The organism is Pseudomonas sp. FG13 (assembly GCF_057809755.1).
In genome coordinates this window covers 1-17,415 of record NZ_JBMDKO010000012.1, presented here as the reverse complement: position 1 = coordinate 17,415, position 17,415 = coordinate 1, and the positions used below count along the sequence as shown (strand labels likewise).

The 17,415-nt window shown below is 63.6% G+C and carries 16 protein-coding genes; 8 read left to right on the top strand and 8 right to left on the bottom strand.

Translation table 11 applies throughout. The features are described 5' to 3' along the window. Positions 1–4: 4 nt before the first annotated feature. From ACODTO_RS12600 to ACODTO_RS12575, 6 genes are all read right to left on the bottom strand, one after another. Complete coding sequence (locus tag ACODTO_RS12600) at positions 5–670, bottom strand: response regulator transcription factor (protein ID WP_041021386.1); 666 nt, start codon at positions 668–670, stop codon at positions 5–7. Positions 671–725: 55 nt separating this feature from the next. Beyond that, positions 726–1,259 (bottom strand): PQQ-dependent catabolism-associated CXXCW motif protein, encoded by a 534-nt coding sequence (locus ACODTO_RS12595; protein WP_139643276.1) that lies wholly within the window; start codon positions 1,257–1,259, stop codon positions 726–728. A gap of 266 nt (positions 1,260–1,525) precedes the next feature. Next, a complete protein-coding gene (locus ACODTO_RS12590; protein WP_139643272.1) occupies positions 1,526–2,317 on the bottom strand; it encodes an ABC transporter permease in 792 nt (263 codons plus the stop codon). Next, complete coding sequence (locus ACODTO_RS12585) at positions 2,314–3,045, bottom strand: ABC transporter ATP-binding protein (RefSeq protein WP_139643268.1); 732 nt, start codon at positions 3,043–3,045, stop codon at positions 2,314–2,316. Before ACODTO_RS12585 ends, ACODTO_RS12590 begins: the two co-directional genes overlap by 4 nt. After that, positions 3,042–4,031: a YVTN family beta-propeller repeat protein gene (locus ACODTO_RS12580; protein ID WP_489106520.1), complete on the bottom strand. Its 990-nt coding sequence runs from the start codon at positions 4,029–4,031 to the stop codon at positions 3,042–3,044. The genes ACODTO_RS12585 and ACODTO_RS12580 overlap by 4 nt, the downstream gene beginning before the upstream one ends. A gap of 27 nt (positions 4,032–4,058) precedes the next feature. Further along, positions 4,059–5,225 carry an ABC transporter substrate-binding protein gene (locus tag ACODTO_RS12575; protein ID WP_175387035.1) on the bottom strand — a complete coding sequence of 389 codons (1,167 nt, stop codon included), beginning with the start codon at positions 5,223–5,225 and terminating at the stop codon, positions 4,059–4,061. 374 nt (positions 5,226–5,599) lie between these two features. On the opposite strand from ACODTO_RS12575, the gene ACODTO_RS12570 reads away from it, so the two are divergent. Both ACODTO_RS12570 and ACODTO_RS12565 read left to right on the top strand, forming a co-directional pair. After that, positions 5,600–6,859, top strand: coding sequence for a sensor histidine kinase (locus ACODTO_RS12570; RefSeq protein ID WP_489106519.1), 1,260 nt, complete (start codon positions 5,600–5,602; stop codon positions 6,857–6,859). Then, the gene (locus ACODTO_RS12565) at positions 6,856–7,494 is read left to right on the top strand and encodes a response regulator (protein ID WP_139643252.1); all 639 of its coding nucleotides are present in this window, start codon (positions 6,856–6,858) and stop codon (positions 7,492–7,494) included. Before ACODTO_RS12570 ends, ACODTO_RS12565 begins: the two co-directional genes overlap by 4 nt. Positions 7,495–7,510: 16 nt before the next feature. Here ACODTO_RS12565 and ACODTO_RS12560 read toward each other — a convergent pair whose 3' ends face one another. Next, a complete protein-coding gene (locus ACODTO_RS12560; RefSeq protein ID WP_139643248.1) occupies positions 7,511–8,152 on the bottom strand; it encodes a pentapeptide repeat-containing protein in 642 nt (213 codons plus the stop codon). 141 nt (positions 8,153–8,293) lie between these two features. Beyond that, the gene (gene exaA, locus ACODTO_RS12555; protein WP_489106518.1) at positions 8,294–10,159 is read right to left on the bottom strand and encodes a quinoprotein ethanol dehydrogenase; all 1,866 of its coding nucleotides are present in this window, start codon (positions 10,157–10,159) and stop codon (positions 8,294–8,296) included. Positions 10,160–10,412: 253 nt separating this feature from the next. Between exaA and pedF the strand changes: the two genes are divergently transcribed. From pedF to exaC, 6 genes are all read left to right on the top strand, one after another. Further along, positions 10,413–10,874 carry a cytochrome c-550 PedF gene (gene pedF / locus ACODTO_RS12550; RefSeq protein WP_139643242.1) on the top strand — a complete coding sequence of 154 codons (462 nt, stop codon included), beginning with the start codon at positions 10,413–10,415 and terminating at the stop codon, positions 10,872–10,874. A 5-nt stretch (positions 10,875–10,879) separates the two neighbouring features. Next, positions 10,880–11,755 (top strand): substrate-binding periplasmic protein, encoded by an 876-nt coding sequence (locus ACODTO_RS12545; RefSeq protein WP_139643239.1) that lies wholly within the window; start codon positions 10,880–10,882, stop codon positions 11,753–11,755. Between the two features lie 10 nt (positions 11,756–11,765). Further along, a complete protein-coding gene (locus ACODTO_RS12540; RefSeq protein WP_489106517.1) occupies positions 11,766–12,524 on the top strand; it encodes a quinoprotein dehydrogenase-associated SoxYZ-like carrier in 759 nt (252 codons plus the stop codon). A gap of 16 nt (positions 12,525–12,540) precedes the next feature. Further along, positions 12,541–13,467, top strand: a complete 927-nt coding sequence (locus ACODTO_RS12535) for a quinoprotein relay system zinc metallohydrolase 1 (RefSeq protein WP_175364155.1) — start codon at positions 12,541–12,543, stop codon at positions 13,465–13,467. A 288-nt stretch (positions 13,468–13,755) separates the two neighbouring features. Continuing rightward, positions 13,756–15,531 (top strand): PQQ-dependent methanol/ethanol family dehydrogenase, encoded by a 1,776-nt coding sequence (locus tag ACODTO_RS12530; protein ID WP_139643231.1) that lies wholly within the window; start codon positions 13,756–13,758, stop codon positions 15,529–15,531. A 295-nt stretch (positions 15,532–15,826) separates the two neighbouring features. Beyond that, a complete protein-coding gene (gene exaC / locus ACODTO_RS12525) occupies positions 15,827–17,347 on the top strand; it encodes an acetaldehyde dehydrogenase ExaC (protein WP_139643228.1) in 1,521 nt (506 codons plus the stop codon). Positions 17,348–17,415: the final 68 nt, after the last annotated feature.

The window sequence follows — 17,415 nt, the reverse complement described above, 5'->3', positions numbered from 1 at the left end:
AACATCAACGCCGCAGATACGCCCCGAAATCGATATCCCCCGCACTGAGAATCGCCTGCACCCGGTTGTGCACATTGAGTTTGCGCAGAATCGCCGAGACGTGGGCCTTGACCGTGGTTTCGGCGATGTCGAGGGTGTAGGCGATCTGTTTGTTCGATTCGCCCTTGGTCATGCGCTCGAGCACCAGCAGTTGCTTGCGGGTCAGGGCCTGGAGCAGTTCGGGCGGGAAGGCCGGGGTTTCGTTCAGGCGCCGGCCGACCGGGTTCTTCTGGGTACGGATGATGTCCGGTGGCAGGTACACGTTGCCGTTGAGGATCTGCTCGATGGCGTCGGTCATCTGCGAGCGCGGCGAGGATTTGGTGATGAACCCCACCGCGCCGTAGGTAATGGCCTGCAGGACAATCTGTTTGTCCTGTTCGGCGGAGACGATCACCACGGGAATGGTCGGGGCCTCGTTGCGCAGGTTGATCAGGCCATTGAGGCCGTGCATGCCGGGCATGTTCAGGTCCAGCAGGATCAGGTCCAGGTCGTCGTGCTCGGCGGTCAGGGCCAGGGCGCTGTCCAGGTCGGCGGTTTCCATGACCTCGCTGCCCGGAAAACCGTCGCTGATGACGTTATGGATGGCTTCGCGAAACAGTGGGTGATCGTCGGCTATCAGGATTTTATACATGGCCATTCACCTCGTTATTGTGTTGGGGCTGGAGCAGTTGCACGCACGTTCAAGATCAGGGAAAGGGTTCAGGCTGCGCCGCTTGCAGGGGCAGGTGGGCAGCCTCCCATGCATCGACGCCGTCGCGATACCAATACAAATGCTTATAGCCCATGGCTGCGGCGCGTTTTACCGCGTTCCAGCTCAGCCAGCAATCGGAGCGGCAATAAAAGACCAACGGTTGATCCGCACGCCCGGCGGTGGCCTGGCGCAGGTGGTGAGCGAAGTAATCCTGCCAGGTCGGGTCGAGCTCGCCGTCGCCGGTATTGGCCAGCCAGAGACTGCCGGGGAGATTGGTGTGGGGCTCGTTGTCGATGAAGCGTCCCTGGACCCAGGGCCGACGGTAGACGTCGATCAACACCGGGGTGGGGGTCTGTTCGAGCAATTGCTGCAACGCCGGGGTATCGACCGTCCGGGCGCCTTCCACTGCGTCGGGGGTGGGGCTGCGATACCGGTCGATGCGATAGCCCTGGGGGGAAAACAGCGCCGTGTCGGCCAGCGCGACATTCAACGACAGGGCCAGCAGGACGACCGTCAGTAAACGGAGCATAGGATTGGTCCTTATTGTTATGCGTCCATTACATGACAGGGTCGCGGTCTTGGGAATGCGACCATGGACAGGGAAAGCAGTACTAAAGTCGTAATTTCTGGCCTTTGCACAATGGTCTGTACACCCGCGAACCCTGTGGGAGCCGAGCTTGCTCGCGATGGCGGTGGATCAGCTTGCCGCGATGGTGACTGTGCCGCCGTCATCGCGAGCAAGCTCGGCTCCCACAGGGGGATGTTTTCCTTCAACGGGATCTGTATCGGTTTGGATCAACCGGCCTTGCGCAGCGCCGCATGCTGCGGGTTGAAGGTCCACACCGCCAGCAGGGCGAACACCAGGGTCAACCCCATGCACACCGTCATCGCCAGCAGGTTGAACTGTCCATACAAGGCATAGCGCACCAGTTCCACCCCATGGGTGAACGGGTTCACCGCACACAACCAGTACAGCCAGGGGCTGGCTTCGAGCATCTTCCACAGCGGATACAGCGCCGAGGACAGGAAGAACATCGGGAAGATCACGAAGTTCATCACCCCGGCGAAGTTCTCCAGTTGCCGGATCGCGTTGGACAACAGCAAGCCCAGGGCACTGAGCATCAGCGCCACCAGTAACAGCGCCGGCAGCGCCAGTAACAAACCCATGGCCGGCGGCTGGACGCCATACAGCCAGGCGATGGCGAGGAAGGCGTAGACCTGCAGCAACGAGATCAACGACGTCGCCAGCAATTTGCTCGCGAGCAGGAAAGCCCGGGGCAGGGGACTGGTCAGCAGCACCCGCATGCTGCCCATTTCCCGATCGTAGACCATCGAGAGCGAACCCTGCATGCCGTTGAACAGCAGGATCATGCAGGCCAGGCCAGGCACGATGTACACCTCGTAGGGAATGTAGGTGTCGTAGGGCGCAATGATCGCGATGCCCAGTGCCGCGCGAAAACCGGCGGCGAACACCAGCAGCCACAACAATGGGCGTACCAGGGCGCTCAGTAGCCGTGTGCGCTGCAATACGAAGCGCAGCCATTCGCGCATGACGATGCCGCTGAAACATTGCCAATACGCGTTCATGCCTGGGCTCCCGAGGTGGTCAAGCGGGTGAAGGCCGAACCCAAGGTACCGCCATGTTCCTGGCTCACGGCCTCGGCACGGCCGCTGGCGACCAGGCGGCCCTGGTGCACGATCAGCAGATCATCGCAAGGTTGTACTTCATCCAGCAGGTGGGTGGTCCAGAGCACGCTGATGCCCTGCTCGTCACACAGTTGGCGAATGTGCCGGCCCAGGGCCTGGCGGCTGGCCGGGTCTAGGCCGACGCTGGGTTCGTCCAGCAGCAACAGGCGAGGTTCGTGCAACAGCGCCCGGGCGATTTCCACCCGGCGACGATGCCCTCCGTTGAGCGCTCGGACCCGTTCATGGCGTCGCTCGGTCAACTGCTGCCGAGCCAGCTCGGCGTCGATTCGGGCCATCCCTTCGCGCCGCGACAAACCGTGCAAGGCGAGGTGATAGCGCAGGTTCTGTTCGACACTCAAGTCCAGGTCCAGGGTGCTCTGCTGGAACACCACGCCCAACTGTTGCAGGGCCGGCCGTGGCGAATGCTGCAAGGAATGGCCGCCGACACGGATCTCGCCATGCTGCACATCGTAGAGGCGCGTGAGCAGGGCGATCAGCGTCGATTTGCCGGCGCCGTTGGGGCCCAGCAGTGCGGCGAAGCGCCCGGCGGCGAGGCTGAAACTCATCTGCTTGAGGGCTTCGCGAGGCCCGTAGGCAAAGCTCAGATCGCTGACCTCCAGGGCGTTCATGGCGTCACCACCACACCCCAGGGGTAGCGCCCGACTTTTACTGACTTGAGCACCTTGCGGCTCTGCACATCGATCACCGAGACATCGCCGCTGACGCCATTGGTGGCCAGCAACTGTTGCTGGTCCGGGGTAAATGCCAGTTGCCAGACCCGGCGGCCCACCAGCAGGTAATCCAGGACTTCGAAGGTCTTCGCGTCGATCACCGCCACATGGTTGGCCGGGCCCAGGGCGACGAAGGCCAACTGGCCGTCGGCGCTGAGCTTGATGCCCACCGGCTGGACCTTGTCCGGGTGAACGCCCTTGATCTGGAAGGTCAGAGTCTTGAGTACCTTGCGCGTGGCGACATCGAGAATCGTCACGGTGCCGCCGATCTCCGCCGAGGCCCAGAGCTGGCTGCCGTCGCGATTGAACTCGACGAAGCGTGGTCGCTGATCCACCAGGGTGCTGTCGGCCAGGGTCTGGGTGCTGGTGTCGATCCAGTGCAGCATGTTGGTGGTTTCACTGGTATTGACCGTCCACTTGCCGTCGGGGCTGACGGCCATGCCCTCGGGCTCGACACCGACGCCGATCTGGCCCAGCACCTCGGAGGTCTGGGTATCGATGACGGTCACCAGGGCATCGTCTTCGTTGGAGACGTAGAGCCAGCGGTCGTTGGGGTGCAGGGCAAACTGCTCCGGGTCCTTGCCGGATGGTAGTTCCTTGATGATCTTGCGGGTGGCGACGTCCATCACCTGGACCCGGTCCGAATCGCTGGCGCAGATGTACAGCAGGCGATTGTCGTGGGACAGCAGCAAACCCCGCGGACGCTGGCCCACCGGCAGGGTTTCCACCACTTCCAGGCTCTGCATGTCGATCAGGCTCAGGCTGTTGTCTTTCTCGTTCGAGACCCAGGCGGTGCTGGCGGTGGCAGGGCCGGTGGCGAGCAGCACCGCGCCGAGGGCGAGCACCTGACGGAGCAGGGTGGGTTGGAACAGCGGGCGGCGCATGGCGGTTTTCCTTATTGTTGTTGTCGATCAGGGGTAGCGACAGCTCACTTCGGGCCGGTCGTAGCCCAGGCTGTCCATTTCATTGGTGGGGTGCAGGAAGCCGTCTTGTGGCGAGGTGCTGACCAGGGCCCGCGGCTGGACCAGGGGAATCGGTTGGCGCAGTTGTCCGTTCCAGGGGCGATAGCTGAGCTTGCGTCCCTTGAAACCGTCCAGGGGCAACTGATCACTCAAGGCCAACTGGCGAATGGCGAACGGGTCGGCCTGGCGCAGCTTGCTCACTGCGCTGGCGACGCTGCGCACGGCGATCCAGGCGGCGAAGTCGCGGTCGTTCATCCAGCGCCCGGCCAGGGCTTCGAAGCGCTTTTGCAATTGCGCGGCGCCGTAGGTTTCCACGGTCTTGTGCCAGCCGGTGGGCGTCAGACCCTGGGTGCCGGCCACCGGACGCGGGTACCAGGTCTGGTAGGGCAGGTACTCGCCGAAGTCGCCACGCTCATCGGCCACCAGCACTACGTCGTATTCGGCGGTCTGGGTGAACAGCGGCATGTCGGCCTGTGCGCTGCGGCGCTGGTCGTTATCGAACTGCCAGGCTTTCTCGGCGACGGTCTTCATGCCGAAGCGTTTCATGGCCCGGCGCAGGGCGCTGGCATAGGCCTGGTCTTCGGGTGTCTGCCCGACGATCAACAATGCCTTCTGCCATTTGCGCACGACGCTGAATTGCACCAGGGCATCGGCGAGCATGGCCCGGTCGGGCAGGCTGTGCAGCACGTTGCCCAGGCAGTCGGTGGTGCGCAGGCTGTCATCAGCGCTGCCGGCATTGAACAGTAGGCTGTCGGGCAGGGCGGCGCTGAGCTGACGCAGGCTGGCGGCCGGGGCGTTGACCACGAACAGCCGCAGGCCCTGGTCGTGCTGGGTACGAGCGGCCTGGAGCAAGGCTTCGGGACTGTCGACGCTGGCGCTTTCCAGGCGGTATTCCTGCTTGAGAAAACGGCCGGTGCTGTTGCTGTCGATGATCGCCAGCTCGGCGCCGCGCAGCCCGGCATCGGCAGGTTCGGCAATGACGTTGGACAGCAGCGGGCCTGGGTCGGGGCGATAGCCCAAGTAGCCAATGCGCACCTGCAACGGCATCGCGTCCTCGGCCTGGGCGGTGGTGGCTGCCATCAGGGCGATCAAGGTGAAACTGACGAGCCGGCGCATGACACCTCCATTGCAGGTAGCGCCAGCATAGGAAGCCCTTGATCGGGGGGAAATATGCAGAAAGTACCGCCGGGGCAGTACCAAGGTAGTAACTCGTCGTCAATGTTGGCGTTTTAGGATGCGGACAACCGTCATTCATCAGGGAGCGGACAGACCGTGCGGACTTTCAAGGCGTTGCTTCTGCCGCTGTTGCTCATCCTGAGCTTGATTGGGGTCGACCGCTTGCCCGGCAGTCACCGCCGCCCCCCTGTGGGGGCGAGCCTGCTCGCGATAGCGGTGGTCCCGCCGACAGAGAGGGTGGATGTGCCGCCCTCATCGCGAGCAGGCTCGCTCCCACAAGTGACATGTGTCGATTCAGTGATGGGGTGTTGAGCATGTCGGCCCTGTGGCGGATCAATCTGTGGGTGGTGGCCTTCTTCGGCCTGGTCACGCTGGCCTGTGGGGGCCTGTTGCTGCATCAAGCCATGACCGACGTAAAGCGCGAGCTGCAATCGGCCGGTTCCGTGGTGCAATACCTGCGCGAAACCGCCGAGCGCGACCCGGCCAGCCTCCAGATGCGTCTGACCGGGAGCCTGCGCCATGTGCGGGTGCGCTGGCTGGCGGCGGGGGAAAGCCTGCCGGCGGGCGTCGACAGCGGGCTGAAGGCCTGGCTCGGCCGGCAAGTGCTGGTCGATGGCCCGGCGCCTCAGGTGGTGGATCTGCGCGACGGTCGTCGGGCCTGGATCGCCGTCGATCCACGGGATGAAATCGAAGAAATCCTTGATTCGCTGGTGCAACTGCTGGGCGTCTGCACCATGGCCTTGTCGCTCAGCCTGCTGGTGATCCGCTGGGCGGTGCGTCGGGGCATGCGGTTGCTGGATGACTTGCTCGACGCGCTGCGCCAGGTATCGGCCGGCGATCTGCGGGTGCGCCTGCCCGCCGAAGGCATCCCGGAGGCGCGGCAACTGGCGGGACACTTCAACCGGATGACTGCCGCCCTGGCCCAATCCCAGGCCGATAACACCCGGCTCACCCAGGCACTGCTGGCTGTGCAGGAACAGGAACGTACCCATTTGGCCCAAGCCCTGCACGACGATCTGGGCCAATACGTGGCTGGCATCCGCGCCCGTGCCTGCCTGCTGCGCCTGGTCACCGACCAGCCGTTGGTGTTGGAGCAGACGGTCAGCCAGCTCGAAGAGCACTGCGAGCACTTGCAACAGGGTTTTCGGGCGCTGGTGCACGACCTGTACCCGGTGGTGTTGCAGCACTTGCCGCTGGACGAAGCCATCGGATTGTTGGCGCGGCAGTGTCAGGACACCCATGGCATTGCCTGCGAGCTGCGGATCGACGCCGCGTTGCCGTTGTTGTCCGGGCCAGACAAGACCCAGCTGTATCGCCTGGTCCAGGAGGCGCTGACCAACGTTGCCCGTCATGCCAGCGCCACCCGGGTACGGATTCGTCTGCGTCAGCGCGGCGGACGTCTGCGGCTGCTGGTGCGCGATAACGGCCAGGGGGCGACGCAGCCGCCCCGACCGGGTGTCGGCCTGCATTCGATGTCCGAACGGGCTCGCAGCCTGGGCGGCGAGCTGCGTGTCATCTGCCGCCCCGGTGCCGGCTGGGCGCTGGCTTTGAATATCCCCCTGGAGGCGCGATGAATATTTTATTGGTGGATGACCATGCGGTGGTTCGGCAGGGGTTCGCCAGCCTTCTGCGGGCCCTGATGCCAGACTTGCAGGTCCGCGAGGCGGCCACGGGTGAAGAGGCGCTGTGCCAGGTGCAGGAGCAGGTGCCGCACTTGGTGATTATGGATTTCGGCCTGCCCGGCATCAGTGGCCTGGAAACCACGCGGCGCCTGCGCCAACGCCTGCCACAACTGCGCGTGCTGTTCTTCAGCATGCACGATGAGTTACCGCTGGTACGCCAGGCGCTGGACGCCGGCGCCGCGGGTTACCTGACCAAGAATTCGGCGCCCCAGGTGCTGGTGGAGGCGGTGCGACGGGTATTGGCCGGCCATGCCTATATCGAACAATCCCTGGCGACCCAACTGGCCTGTGCCAGCTCCCGGCACGACGCCGACCCGCGCCTGCAATGCATGACCCAACGCGAGCTGGAAATTTTCGTCATGCTCGCCAAGGGCACGCCCGCACGCACGATCGCCGAGCAGCTGTGCATCAGCGCCAAGACCGTGTCCAATCACCTGACGCTGCTCAAGAGCAAGCTGCAGGTCAGTTCCCATGCCGAGCTGGTGCATTTGGGGATCGACATGGGCGTGGTGCGGGTGGCGGGGTGATCGTGGGCACTGTGAGTTACTCGGCCCAAGACGTTGGACACCCGGTACAACCCTCCATATTCGCCCCCTGGAAATTCCCGTAGTGCTGACGTGATCCGCTCAGGTTGGCCTGTTCCAGGTTGCTTTCCCCCAGCTTGGCTTCCTGCAGGTTGGCGTCGCGCAGGTCGGCGCCCTTGAGGTCAGCCTTGCTCAGCCAGGCCATTTCCAGGTCGGCGGCTTGCAGGTTGGCGCCGTGCAGGCGCGCGCCGGACAGCCGGGAAAATTGCAGGTACGCGGCACTCAGGTCGGCGCCTTGGAATTGTGCGCCTTGGGCGAACAGCCCCCAGCCCTGGATCGCCTTGAGCGTGGCATCGGTGAAGTCCGCCAGGCGCAGGTTGCTTTGTTGCAGGCTGGCGCGGGTCAGGTTGGCCCCCTGCAAGCGAGCCCGTTCGAGGTTGGCCAGGTCCAGCCGGGCATGGCGCAAATCGGCACCCCGCAGGTCCGCGCCACTGAGGTTCATCTTGCGCAAGTCCTGATTAGCCAGTTGAGCACCGCGTAAATCGGCACCGGGGCATTGGCTGGATTCGGCGATGACGCAGCCGTTGAGGGTCAGGAGAGCTTCGGTGTCGTCGGCGTGGGCGTTGAGGGCGAGCAGCAATGCAAGGGGTAAGTAATTCATGGCAGTAGGCTCGGTAAGCTCTGTGGGAGCGAGCCTGCTCGCGAAGCGGTGGATCAGCCTGCATGGATGTCGACTGACACACCGCTTCGCGAGCAGGCTCGCTCCCACAGGGGGATGGGATTGATTTTTGAGGGGGGCGCGCTACTTCCGCGCCGTGGCCTTGTCCCAGCCTGGAATCTTGAACACCCAGAATGAGCCACCCTGTGCCACGGGCTTGGTCAGCTCCGCCATGTCACCACCCCACAACGGCACTGCACCGCCATAACCGACGGTCACGCCGATGTACTGTTCGCCGTCCTGTTCCCAGGTGATGGGCGGGGAGACGATGCCGCTGCCGGTCTGGAATTTCCACAGTTCTTTGCCGGTCCTGGCATCGAACGCCTTGAAGAAGCCGTCACCGGTGCCGGTGAACACCAGGTTGCCCTGGGTCGCCAGTACGCCGGCCCACAACGGCAACGGCTCCTTGTGCTCCCAGACCACCTTGCCCGTGGTGGGGTTCATCGCCCGCAGGCTGCCGACGTGATCGTCGTACATGCGCTTGATGCGAAACCCCATGCCGAGGTAGGCCGAACCTTTCTTGTAATTCACCTCCTCGGTCCAGTATTCCTCTTTCCATTGGTTGCCCGGGACGTAGAACAGCCCGGTGTCCTGGCTGTACGCCATGGGGTTCCAGTTCTTGCCGCCCAGGAACGGCGGCGAGACTTCCACCGGCTTGCCCCGGGTTTCGCCGGGCAATGGCTTGGCCGGACGCTGGCCGGGGTTCTCCACGGGGCGACCGGTCTTGAGATCGATGTGGCTGGCCCAGGTGATGTTGTCGACGAAGGGGAACGCGTTCTGCAGCTTGCCGTTGTTGCGGTCCACGACGTAGAAAAAACCGTTGCGGTCGGCATGGGCGGTGGCCTTGATGACCTTGCCGTCCTTGTCCTTGTAGTCGAACAGCACCAGCTCGTTGTTGCCGGAGAAATCCCAGGCATCGTTGGGCGTGTGCTGGTAGAACCACTTCACTTCGCCCGTGCTCGGGTCGACGCCCACCTGGCCGGAGGTGTAGAGGCTGTCATAGTCGTGGGGGTTGCCATCCTTGGCAGTCCGGGCCCAGGTGTTCCACGGGCCGGGGTTGCCCGCGCCGACGATGATGGTGTTGGTCTCGGGGTCGAAACTGGCGCTCTGCCAGGGCGCGCCGCCGCCGTGGCTCCAGGCTTGGACCTTGCCCGTTTCGGTGGTCTTGTCGTCGGGCCAGGAGGGCGCCTTCACATCGCCGGTGGGGGTGCTGTCCTTGCCGTTGAGGCGGCCCATGTGGCCCTCGACGAAGGGGCGCATCCAGACTTCCTCGCCCGTGTCGGGATCGCGGGCGAACAACTGCCCGACGACGCCGAATTCATCGCCGGAACTGCCATGGATCAGCAGCACTTTGCCGCTGGTCTTGTCCTTGATCAGCACCGGGGCGCCGGTCATGGTGTAGCCGCCGGCGTGATCGCCGAACTTCTTGTTCCATACGACCTTGCCGGTGTTTTTGTCGAGGGCGACCACGCGTGCATCCAGGGTGCCGAAGTAGATCTTGTCGCCATAGATGGCCGCGCCGCGATTGACCACGTCGCAGCACGGGCGAATGTTGTCCGGCAGCCGGTGGTTATAGGTCCACAGGCGCTTGCCGGTCTTGGCATCGAGGGCGAATACCCGTGAATACGAACCGGTGACGTAGACCACGCCGTCGCTGACGATGGCCTGGGATTCCTGGCCGCGCTGTTTCTCGTCGCCGAATGAGTAGGACCAGGCCGGGGTCAGCTTGAACACGTTCTTGTCGTTGACCTGGGCCAGCGGGCTCCAGCGCTGGGCGTTGGTGCCCATGCCGTATTGCAGCACGTCCTTGGTGGTCAGGTGATCGTTGGCAATGTCTTCCCAACTGACTCCCGGCGTTGCGGCGCTGGCCAAGGGGCTCAGCGACAGACTGCCGGCCAGCAGCAAGGCGACCGTCAGGGAGGAGAGGGCGGGTAGCGTTTTTATTCTCATGGTGGCAGTTCCCAGTGAAAGGTTTAGGCATGACTAGGTTGGGTCGCGCCGGGGGCCTGCTGATACGGAAAAAGTCCCGCCTTTGCCGGGAAGACTTCCCGAGCCGCCTGTCTTTGCGACTTGCGTCGGACGGCCTGCTACCAAGGAACTAGGACCCGGCCACCAAAGCAGCATTCGGCTGGAGCGGCTCGATTCCTAAGATGACGGCACGGCCTCTGTAGAGAGGTCAGCGTGCAATCCAGAGGGCATAACAATGACAACAAAACGCAACGCCATCATCGCTACCGCTTTGCTGATGGGGCTGGCCGGCGCAGGCTCCGTATGGGCCCATGGCAACGTAGTGCCCCAGGCAGTGGAGACCAAGGGCCTGACCCCGATCAAGGATACTGGCGTCGCGTTGGACGGCGACGGCTGGGCTTCCGTGAACCCCTACCGCACCTCGCCCGAGCATGACCGGGCGTTGGAGATCGGCTCGTCGGCGTACAACCAGAACTGTGCGGCCTGCCACGGCCTGGAAGCCAAGTCCGGCGGGATCGCGCCCGACCTGCGCATGCTGGACGCCGCCGAAGCCGGTGACGAATGGTTCGTCGAACGGGTGCGCCATGGCGCGGTGCGCGACGGTCGGGTCTACATGCCGAAAATGGCCGATTACCTGAGCCAGGAAGCGCTCTGGGCGGTGCGCACCTACCTTGACAGCGTGCACGTCGAGGAGTGATCGCCATGCGCCTGTTCGCGTGGATAATCTGCAGCGTGCTGCTGTGTAGCCAGGCCGTGCAGGCGCAAGTGCGCAGCTACGACCAGATGATTGCCGCCGGTGAGTTGAAGGTGGCGGTCTACAAGGACTTCGCACCGTACAGCTTCGAAGCCGACGGCCAACCCAGGGGCGTCGATGTGGAACTGGCCCAGGCCCTGGCAAAGGCGCTGGGTGTGCGGCTGAAGCTGATCTGGGCGCCCCCCGGCGAGAAGCTTGACGACGACCTGCGCGATTACATCTGGCGCAGCAGTCCGCTGCACGGCCGTCAACTGGCCGACATGATGATGCGCGTGCCCTACGATCACGACTACGTGCAAAGACGCAACGACATCGGTGAGCTGGAAAATGCCCAGGTGGTGATGTTCGGGCCTTACCAGCAGGAGTGTTGGCAAGTGGCTTATGACCGCCGTCGATTGGATTCGGTGGGCAGCGTCGCGGTGTTCCAGCAGCATCCCATCGGGGTCGAAGTCGACAGCGTGCCGTCGTTCTACCTGACGTCGGTGTTCAACGGCATGCTCAGTGCCAGGACCCATCACTACCCCAGCGTCGGCCAGGCGTTCAAGGCCATGCAGGCGGGTGAGGTCGACGCTGTCATGGCCATGCGCGGCGAGGTCGACTGGCAGGTCCACGAGGCCGCCGATGCGCAACTGGCCTTGGCGGAAAACGCCTACCCGAACATGGGCAAGCAGCGCTGGGAAATCGGCATGGCGGTGCATGAAAGCAACCGGCAACTGGCCTATGCAGTGGAGGAAGCGCTGGAAGGCCTCATCCGCGACGGCAGCCTCAAGGCCGTCTATGCCCATTACGGCCTGCGTTACGACGTGCCGGAGATGTATCAATAGGAGCGCAGGGATGAAATGGCTCGCGTGTTGCCTGCTGGGATTCGGCTTGCCAATGATGACGCTGGCAGCGGTCGAGCCGGGAAAGGACCCGGTTCCGTCGGTGATGTGGGCGTTCTATCACAAGCAACTGCTGGGCGACGCACCGTTCGTGTTCGACGAGCGGGTCCGGCTGTTGGCGCCTCCCTTTGCCGAAGATGCCCGCCAGGTGCCGCTGGAAATCGATGCCCGCGCTTTTACCGGTGATGTGGTCCGGATACTGGCCTGGGCAGAACTCAATCCGTTGCCCAGGATCGTCGATTTCCAGCCGGGGGAGCGAGTCCTGCCCTGGTTGTCGATCCGCATCCGCATCGAGCAAGCCACCCCATTGCGCGCCGCCGTACAGACCCGCGACGGCCTGTGGCACGTTGGTTCGACCCTGATCGACGCGGCCGGCGGTGGCTGTACCGCGCCCAGTGTGGTGCGCACCCAGCCGGGGTGGGAGGAACACCTGGGCGAAGTGCTCGGTGCCCGTTATCCCCGGGGCGACACCAGTCGCCTGCGCGTGCAAGTGGCCCATCCGATGGACAACGGCCTGGTCAGCGGCATTCCTGAATTCTTCCTCAACCAGGCTCAATTGCTCGACGCCGACAACCGGGTGCTGGCGCGCCTGGAGCTGTTCCCGGCAGTCAGCGAAAACCCCAACCTGGGTTTCGACGTACAAGGCCCCGGGCAGACCCGCTTGATGTTGCGCGACAACAGCGGCAATCAATTCGGGGCGGCGATCCCCTGACCCCAAGGAGCGCGCCATGCGCTGGATGTTATTGCTCTGCTTGTGCCTGCCGGTGTGGGCCAGCGCGGCGGACTATTCGCTCAAGCCCCGGCAGATCGCCGAGGACACGTGGCTGCTGGAAGGCAGCACCGAGAATTTCGCCAAGGACAACGGTGGCAACATCGTCAACACCGGTTTCATCGTCACCGACGCCGGTGTGGTGGTGATCGACACCGGGCCGTCGAAGCGCTACGGGGAAGCCTTGCGCCAAGCCATCGCGGCGACCACGGACAAACCGGTGGTCCAGGTGCTGCTGACCCATCATCATCCGGATCATGTGTTGGGCAACCAGGCCTTCAGCGACGTACCTATCGGCGCGCTGGCAGGCACCACGGACCTGCTCCGCCAGCAAGGCGACGCCATGGCGGAAAACATGTACCGGTTGGTGGGCGACTGGATGCGTGGCACCGAGGTGGTGCTGCCGACCCAGGTGTTGGCTCCCGGTACGCTGAAGGTGGGCAATCATTCGCTGCGGCTACTGCAACTGGCTGGGCACACCGGGGCTGACCTGGCGATCCTGGACGAAACCACCGGCGTGCTGTTCGCCGGCGACCTGGTGTTCTACGAGCGGGCCCTGACCACGCCAAACAGCCCGGGACTGGAGGTGTGGCTCAAGGACCTGGACACCTTGCAGGCCTTGCCCTGGACGCTGATCGTTCCCGGCCATGGGCCGGTGGCGAGCGATGCCGGGCCCTTTGCGCAGATGCGCGACTACCTGGGCTGGCTCGATCAATTGATGCGCGACGGCGCCACCCGGGGCGACGACATGGCCGAGATGATCCGCAGCCCCATTCCCGAGCGCTTTGCCGGGATCAGTCTGAGCCGCTATGAGCTGATTCGCAGTGTCAGTCATCTTTATCCGCGGTATGAGCGGGTGGGGATGAAGCGGGTGGATGCCAAATAGCAGGGCAGATGAAACCTGTGGCGAGGGGATTCATCCCCGCTGGGCTGCGAAGCGGCCCCCTTTTCAGGCATTCCGATTTTGTGGCGACTGGACTATTTTTGGGGCTGCTGCGCAGCCCAGCGGGGATGAATCCCCTCGCCACAAGGGATTGTGTGTGTCTCTTACATGTACCAAGGAACTAGAAAACTCAACACAGCGTGCAATTGTTGGCAGCGGCCCCGAGCCCAAGAATCTGTGGCAGACCGGGAAAATTTCCCGGGTATAACAATAACCGCAGAGGTAGCCGTCATGACTCATCCCGCACGTCGCCAACCCTTCGCCGTGAGCCTGCTGCTCAGTGCCATGCTGCTGTCGGGTTCGGCCCTGGCCGCCGTGACCGATCAGGAAATTCTCCAGGACCCGAAGAACCCGCAACAGATCGTCACCAATGGCCTGGGCGTCCAGGGCCAGCGCTACAGCCCACTCGATACCCTCAACGTCAACAACGTCAAGGACCTGCGGCCAGTCTGGGCGTTCTCCTTCGGCGGTGAAAAACAGCGCGGCCAGCAGGCCCAGCCGATGATCAAGGATGGGGTGATGTACCTCACCGGATCCTATTCGCGGGTGTTCGCGGTGGACGCCCGTACCGGCAAGAAGCTCTGGCAGTACGATGCGCGCCTGCCCGATGACATCCGTCCCTGCTGCGACGTGATCAACCGTGGCGTGGCGTTGTATGGCGACCTGGTGTTCTTCGGCACCCTCGATGCCAAGCTGGTCGCCTTGAACAAGGACACCGGCAAGGTGGTGTGGAGCAAGAAAGTCGCCGACCACAAGGAAGGCTACTCCATCAGCGCTGCCCCTATCGTCGTCAACGGCAAGCTGATCACTGGCGTGGCGGGCGGCGAGTTTGGCGTGGTGGGCCAGATCAGTGCCTTCGACCCGAAAAACGGTGAGCTGCTGTGGACTCGGCCGACCGTGGAAGGGCACATGGGCTACGTCTACAAGGACGGCAAGGCGGTCGAGAATGGCATTTCCGGCGGCGAGGCCGGTAAGACCTGGCCGGGAGACCTCTGGAAAACCGGCGGCGCTGCGCCCTGGCTCGGCGGCTACTACGATCCTGAAACCAACCTGCTGCTGTTCGGCACCGGCAACCCGGCCCCATGGAACTCCCACCTGCGTCCTGGCGACAACCTCTATTCCTCGTCGCGCCTGGCCCTGAATCCGGACGACGGCAGCATCAAGTGGCACTTCCAGAGCACGCCCCACGACGGTTGGGACTATGACGGCGTCAACGAGCTGATCTCCTTCAACTACAAGGAAGGCGGCAAGGACATCAAGGCTGCCGCCACCGCAGACCGTAACGGCTTCTTCTATGTGCTTGATCGCACCAACGGCAAGTTCATCCGTGGCTTCCCGTTCGTCGACAAGATCACCTGGGCCAGTGGCCTGGACAAGGACGGTCGGCCGATCTACAACGAGGCCAGCCGTCCGGGCGCGCCGGGCACTGAAGCCAAGGGCAGTTCGGTGTTCGTCGCCCCGGCGTTCCTCGGTGCGAAAAACTGGATGCCCATGGCCTACAACCAGGACACCGGGCTGTTCTACGTACCGTCCAACGAGTGGGGCATGGACATCTGGAACGAAGGCATCGCCTACAAGAAAGGCGCGGCGTTCCTCGGGGCCGGGTTCACCATCAAGCCGCTGAACGAGGACTACATCGGCGTGCTGCGGGCCATCGATCCGAAGACCGGCAAGGAAGTCTGGCGCCACAAGAACTACGCGCCGCTGTGGGGCGGGGTGCTGACCACCAAGGGCAACCTGGTATTCACCGGTACGCCTGAAGGCTTCCTCCAGGCCTTCAACGCCAAGACCGGGGAAAAGGTCTGGGAATTCCAGACCGGTTCCGGCGTGCTCGGCTCGCCGATTACCTGGGAAATGGATGGCGAGCAGTACGTCTCCGTGGTGTCCGGCTGGGGCGGCGCGGTGCCGCTGTGGGGCGGCGAAGTGGCCAAGCGGGTGAAGGACTTCAACCAGGGTGGGATGCTCTGGACCTTCAAGTTGCCGAAGGATCTGGTGGCCAAGCGTTGAGCTGAAGCAGAGCAGGGCGCTGTCCTTGTGATGAGACAGCAACCTGTGGGAGCGAGGCTTGCCCGCGATGGAGGCGCCTCGGTTTCAAGATGAACCGCGTCAACTTCATCGCGGGCAAGCCTTGCTCCCACAGAACAACAGCGCCGATTCCAGTTTTCTGCATTCCAACCCACAAACCTACGACCAAATAACGAGAGCCCCTCCTGCCAACGACGCATTCGTCTGGCCGGCGGGGCTCTCTACCATCGGCCTATCGCCTGTCCCGTGACAGGCATCGACCAGGCAGAGGCCCATCATGATCTACGCACAACCCGGAACCCCAGGCGCCGTCGTTTCCTTCAAGCCGCGCTATGGCAACTTCATCGGTGGCGAATTCGTCGCGCCGGTGCATGGCGAATACTTCACCAACACTTCACCGGTCAACGGCCAGGTGATCGCTGAATTCCCGCGCTCCAGCGCCGCCGACATCGACAAGGCCCTGGATGCGGCCCATGCTGCTGCCGATGCCTGGGGCAAGACGTCGGTGCAGGACCGCTCCCTGGTGCTGCTGAAGATCGCCGACCGTATCGAGCAGAACCTGGAAATCCTCGCCGTCAGCGAAACCTGGGACAACGGCAAGGCCGTGCGCGAAACCCTCAATGCCGACGTACCGCTGGCGGCCGATCATTTCCGTTATTTCGCCGGTTGCATCCGTGCCCAGGAAGGCGGCGCGGCCGAGATCAACGAATTGACCACGGCCTACCATTTCCATGAACCGCTGGGCGTGGTCGGGCAGATCATCCCGTGGAACTTCCCGCTGCTGATGGCCGCCTGGAAACTCGCTCCGGCCCTGGCCGCCGGCAACTGCATCGTGCTCAAGCCGGCGGAACAGACGCCGCTGTCGATCATGGTCTTTGCCGAACTGATCGCCGACCTGCTGCCGGCCGGTGTATTGAACATCGTCCATGGCTTCGGTCGCGAAGCCGGCGAAGCCCTGGCGACCAGCAAGCGTATCGCCAAGATCGCCTTTACCGGCTCCACCCCGGTGGGTTCGCACATCATGAAGTGCGCCGCCGAGAACATTATCCCGTCCACCGTGGAGCTGGGCGGCAAGTCGCCGAACATCTTCTTCGAAGACATCATGCAGGCCGAGCCGGCGTTCATCGAGAAGGCGGCCGAAGGCCTGGTGCTGGCGTTCTTCAACCAGGGCGAAGTCTGCACCTGCCCGTCCCGCGCCCTGGTGCAGGAATCGATCTACGCGCCGTTCATGGCCGAAGTGATGAAGAAAATCGCCAAGATCAAGCGTGGCAATCCGCTGGATACCGACACCATGGTCGGCGCCCAGGCGTCCGAGCAGCAATACGACAAGATCCTTTCGTACCTGGACATCGCCCGCGAGGAGGGTGCCGAACTGCTGACCGGTGGCGCGGCCGAGCGTCTGGACGGTGACTTGTCGAGCGGTTATTACATCCAGCCGACCCTGCTCAAGGGCCACAACAAGATGCGCGTGTTCCAGGAAGAAATCTTCGGCCCGGTGGTGGGTGTAACCACCTTCAAGGACGAAGCCGAAGCCCTGGCGATCGCCAACGACAGCGAGTTCGGCCTCGGCGCCGGCCTGTGGACCCGCGACATCAACCGCGCCTACCGCATGGGCCGGGCGATCAAGGCCGGGCGCGTGTGGACCAACTGCTACCACCTGTACCCGGCCCACGCGGCGTTCGGTGGCTACAAGAAGTCTGGCGTGGGGCGTGAAACCCACAAGATGATGCTCGACCACTACCAGCAGACCAAGAACCTGCTGGTGAGCTATGACATCAATCCGTTGGGCTTTTTCTAACTTTCGGAAACAGCGCTGAACCCTGTGGGAGCGAGCCTGCTCGCGATGAGGCCGGATCAGTCGACGAT

Coding starts and splice junctions, on each gene's coding strand:
- ACODTO_RS12535 (WP_175364155.1), top strand. CDS start 12,541: ATGCGCTGGATGTTATTGCTCTGCTTGTGCCTGCCGGTGTGGGCCAGC.
- ACODTO_RS12575 (WP_175387035.1), bottom strand. CDS start 5,225: ATGCGCCGGCTCGTCAGTTTCACCTTGATCGCCCTGATGGCAGCCACC.
- ACODTO_RS12530 (WP_139643231.1), top strand. CDS start 13,756: ATGACTCATCCCGCACGTCGCCAACCCTTCGCCGTGAGCCTGCTGCTC.
- ACODTO_RS12545 (WP_139643239.1), top strand. CDS start 10,880: ATGCGCCTGTTCGCGTGGATAATCTGCAGCGTGCTGCTGTGTAGCCAG.
- ACODTO_RS12570 (WP_489106519.1), top strand. CDS start 5,600: ATGTCGGCCCTGTGGCGGATCAATCTGTGGGTGGTGGCCTTCTTCGGC.
- pedF (WP_139643242.1), top strand. CDS start 10,413: ATGACAACAAAACGCAACGCCATCATCGCTACCGCTTTGCTGATGGGG.
- ACODTO_RS12585 (WP_139643268.1), bottom strand. CDS start 3,045: ATGAACGCCCTGGAGGTCAGCGATCTGAGCTTTGCCTACGGGCCTCGC.
- ACODTO_RS12540 (WP_489106517.1), top strand. CDS start 11,766: ATGAAATGGCTCGCGTGTTGCCTGCTGGGATTCGGCTTGCCAATGATG.
- ACODTO_RS12560 (WP_139643248.1), bottom strand. CDS start 8,152: ATGAATTACTTACCCCTTGCATTGCTGCTCGCCCTCAACGCCCACGCC.
- ACODTO_RS12580 (WP_489106520.1), bottom strand. CDS start 4,031: ATGCGCCGCCCGCTGTTCCAACCCACCCTGCTCCGTCAGGTGCTCGCC.
- ACODTO_RS12590 (WP_139643272.1), bottom strand. CDS start 2,317: ATGAACGCGTATTGGCAATGTTTCAGCGGCATCGTCATGCGCGAATGG.
- exaA (WP_489106518.1), bottom strand. CDS start 10,159: ATGAGAATAAAAACGCTACCCGCCCTCTCCTCCCTGACGGTCGCCTTG.
- ACODTO_RS12595 (WP_139643276.1), bottom strand. CDS start 1,259: ATGCTCCGTTTACTGACGGTCGTCCTGCTGGCCCTGTCGTTGAATGTC.
- ACODTO_RS12600 (WP_041021386.1), bottom strand. CDS start 670: ATGTATAAAATCCTGATAGCCGACGATCACCCACTGTTTCGCGAAGCC.
- exaC (WP_139643228.1), top strand. CDS start 15,827: ATGATCTACGCACAACCCGGAACCCCAGGCGCCGTCGTTTCCTTCAAG.
- ACODTO_RS12565 (WP_139643252.1), top strand. CDS start 6,856: ATGAATATTTTATTGGTGGATGACCATGCGGTGGTTCGGCAGGGGTTC.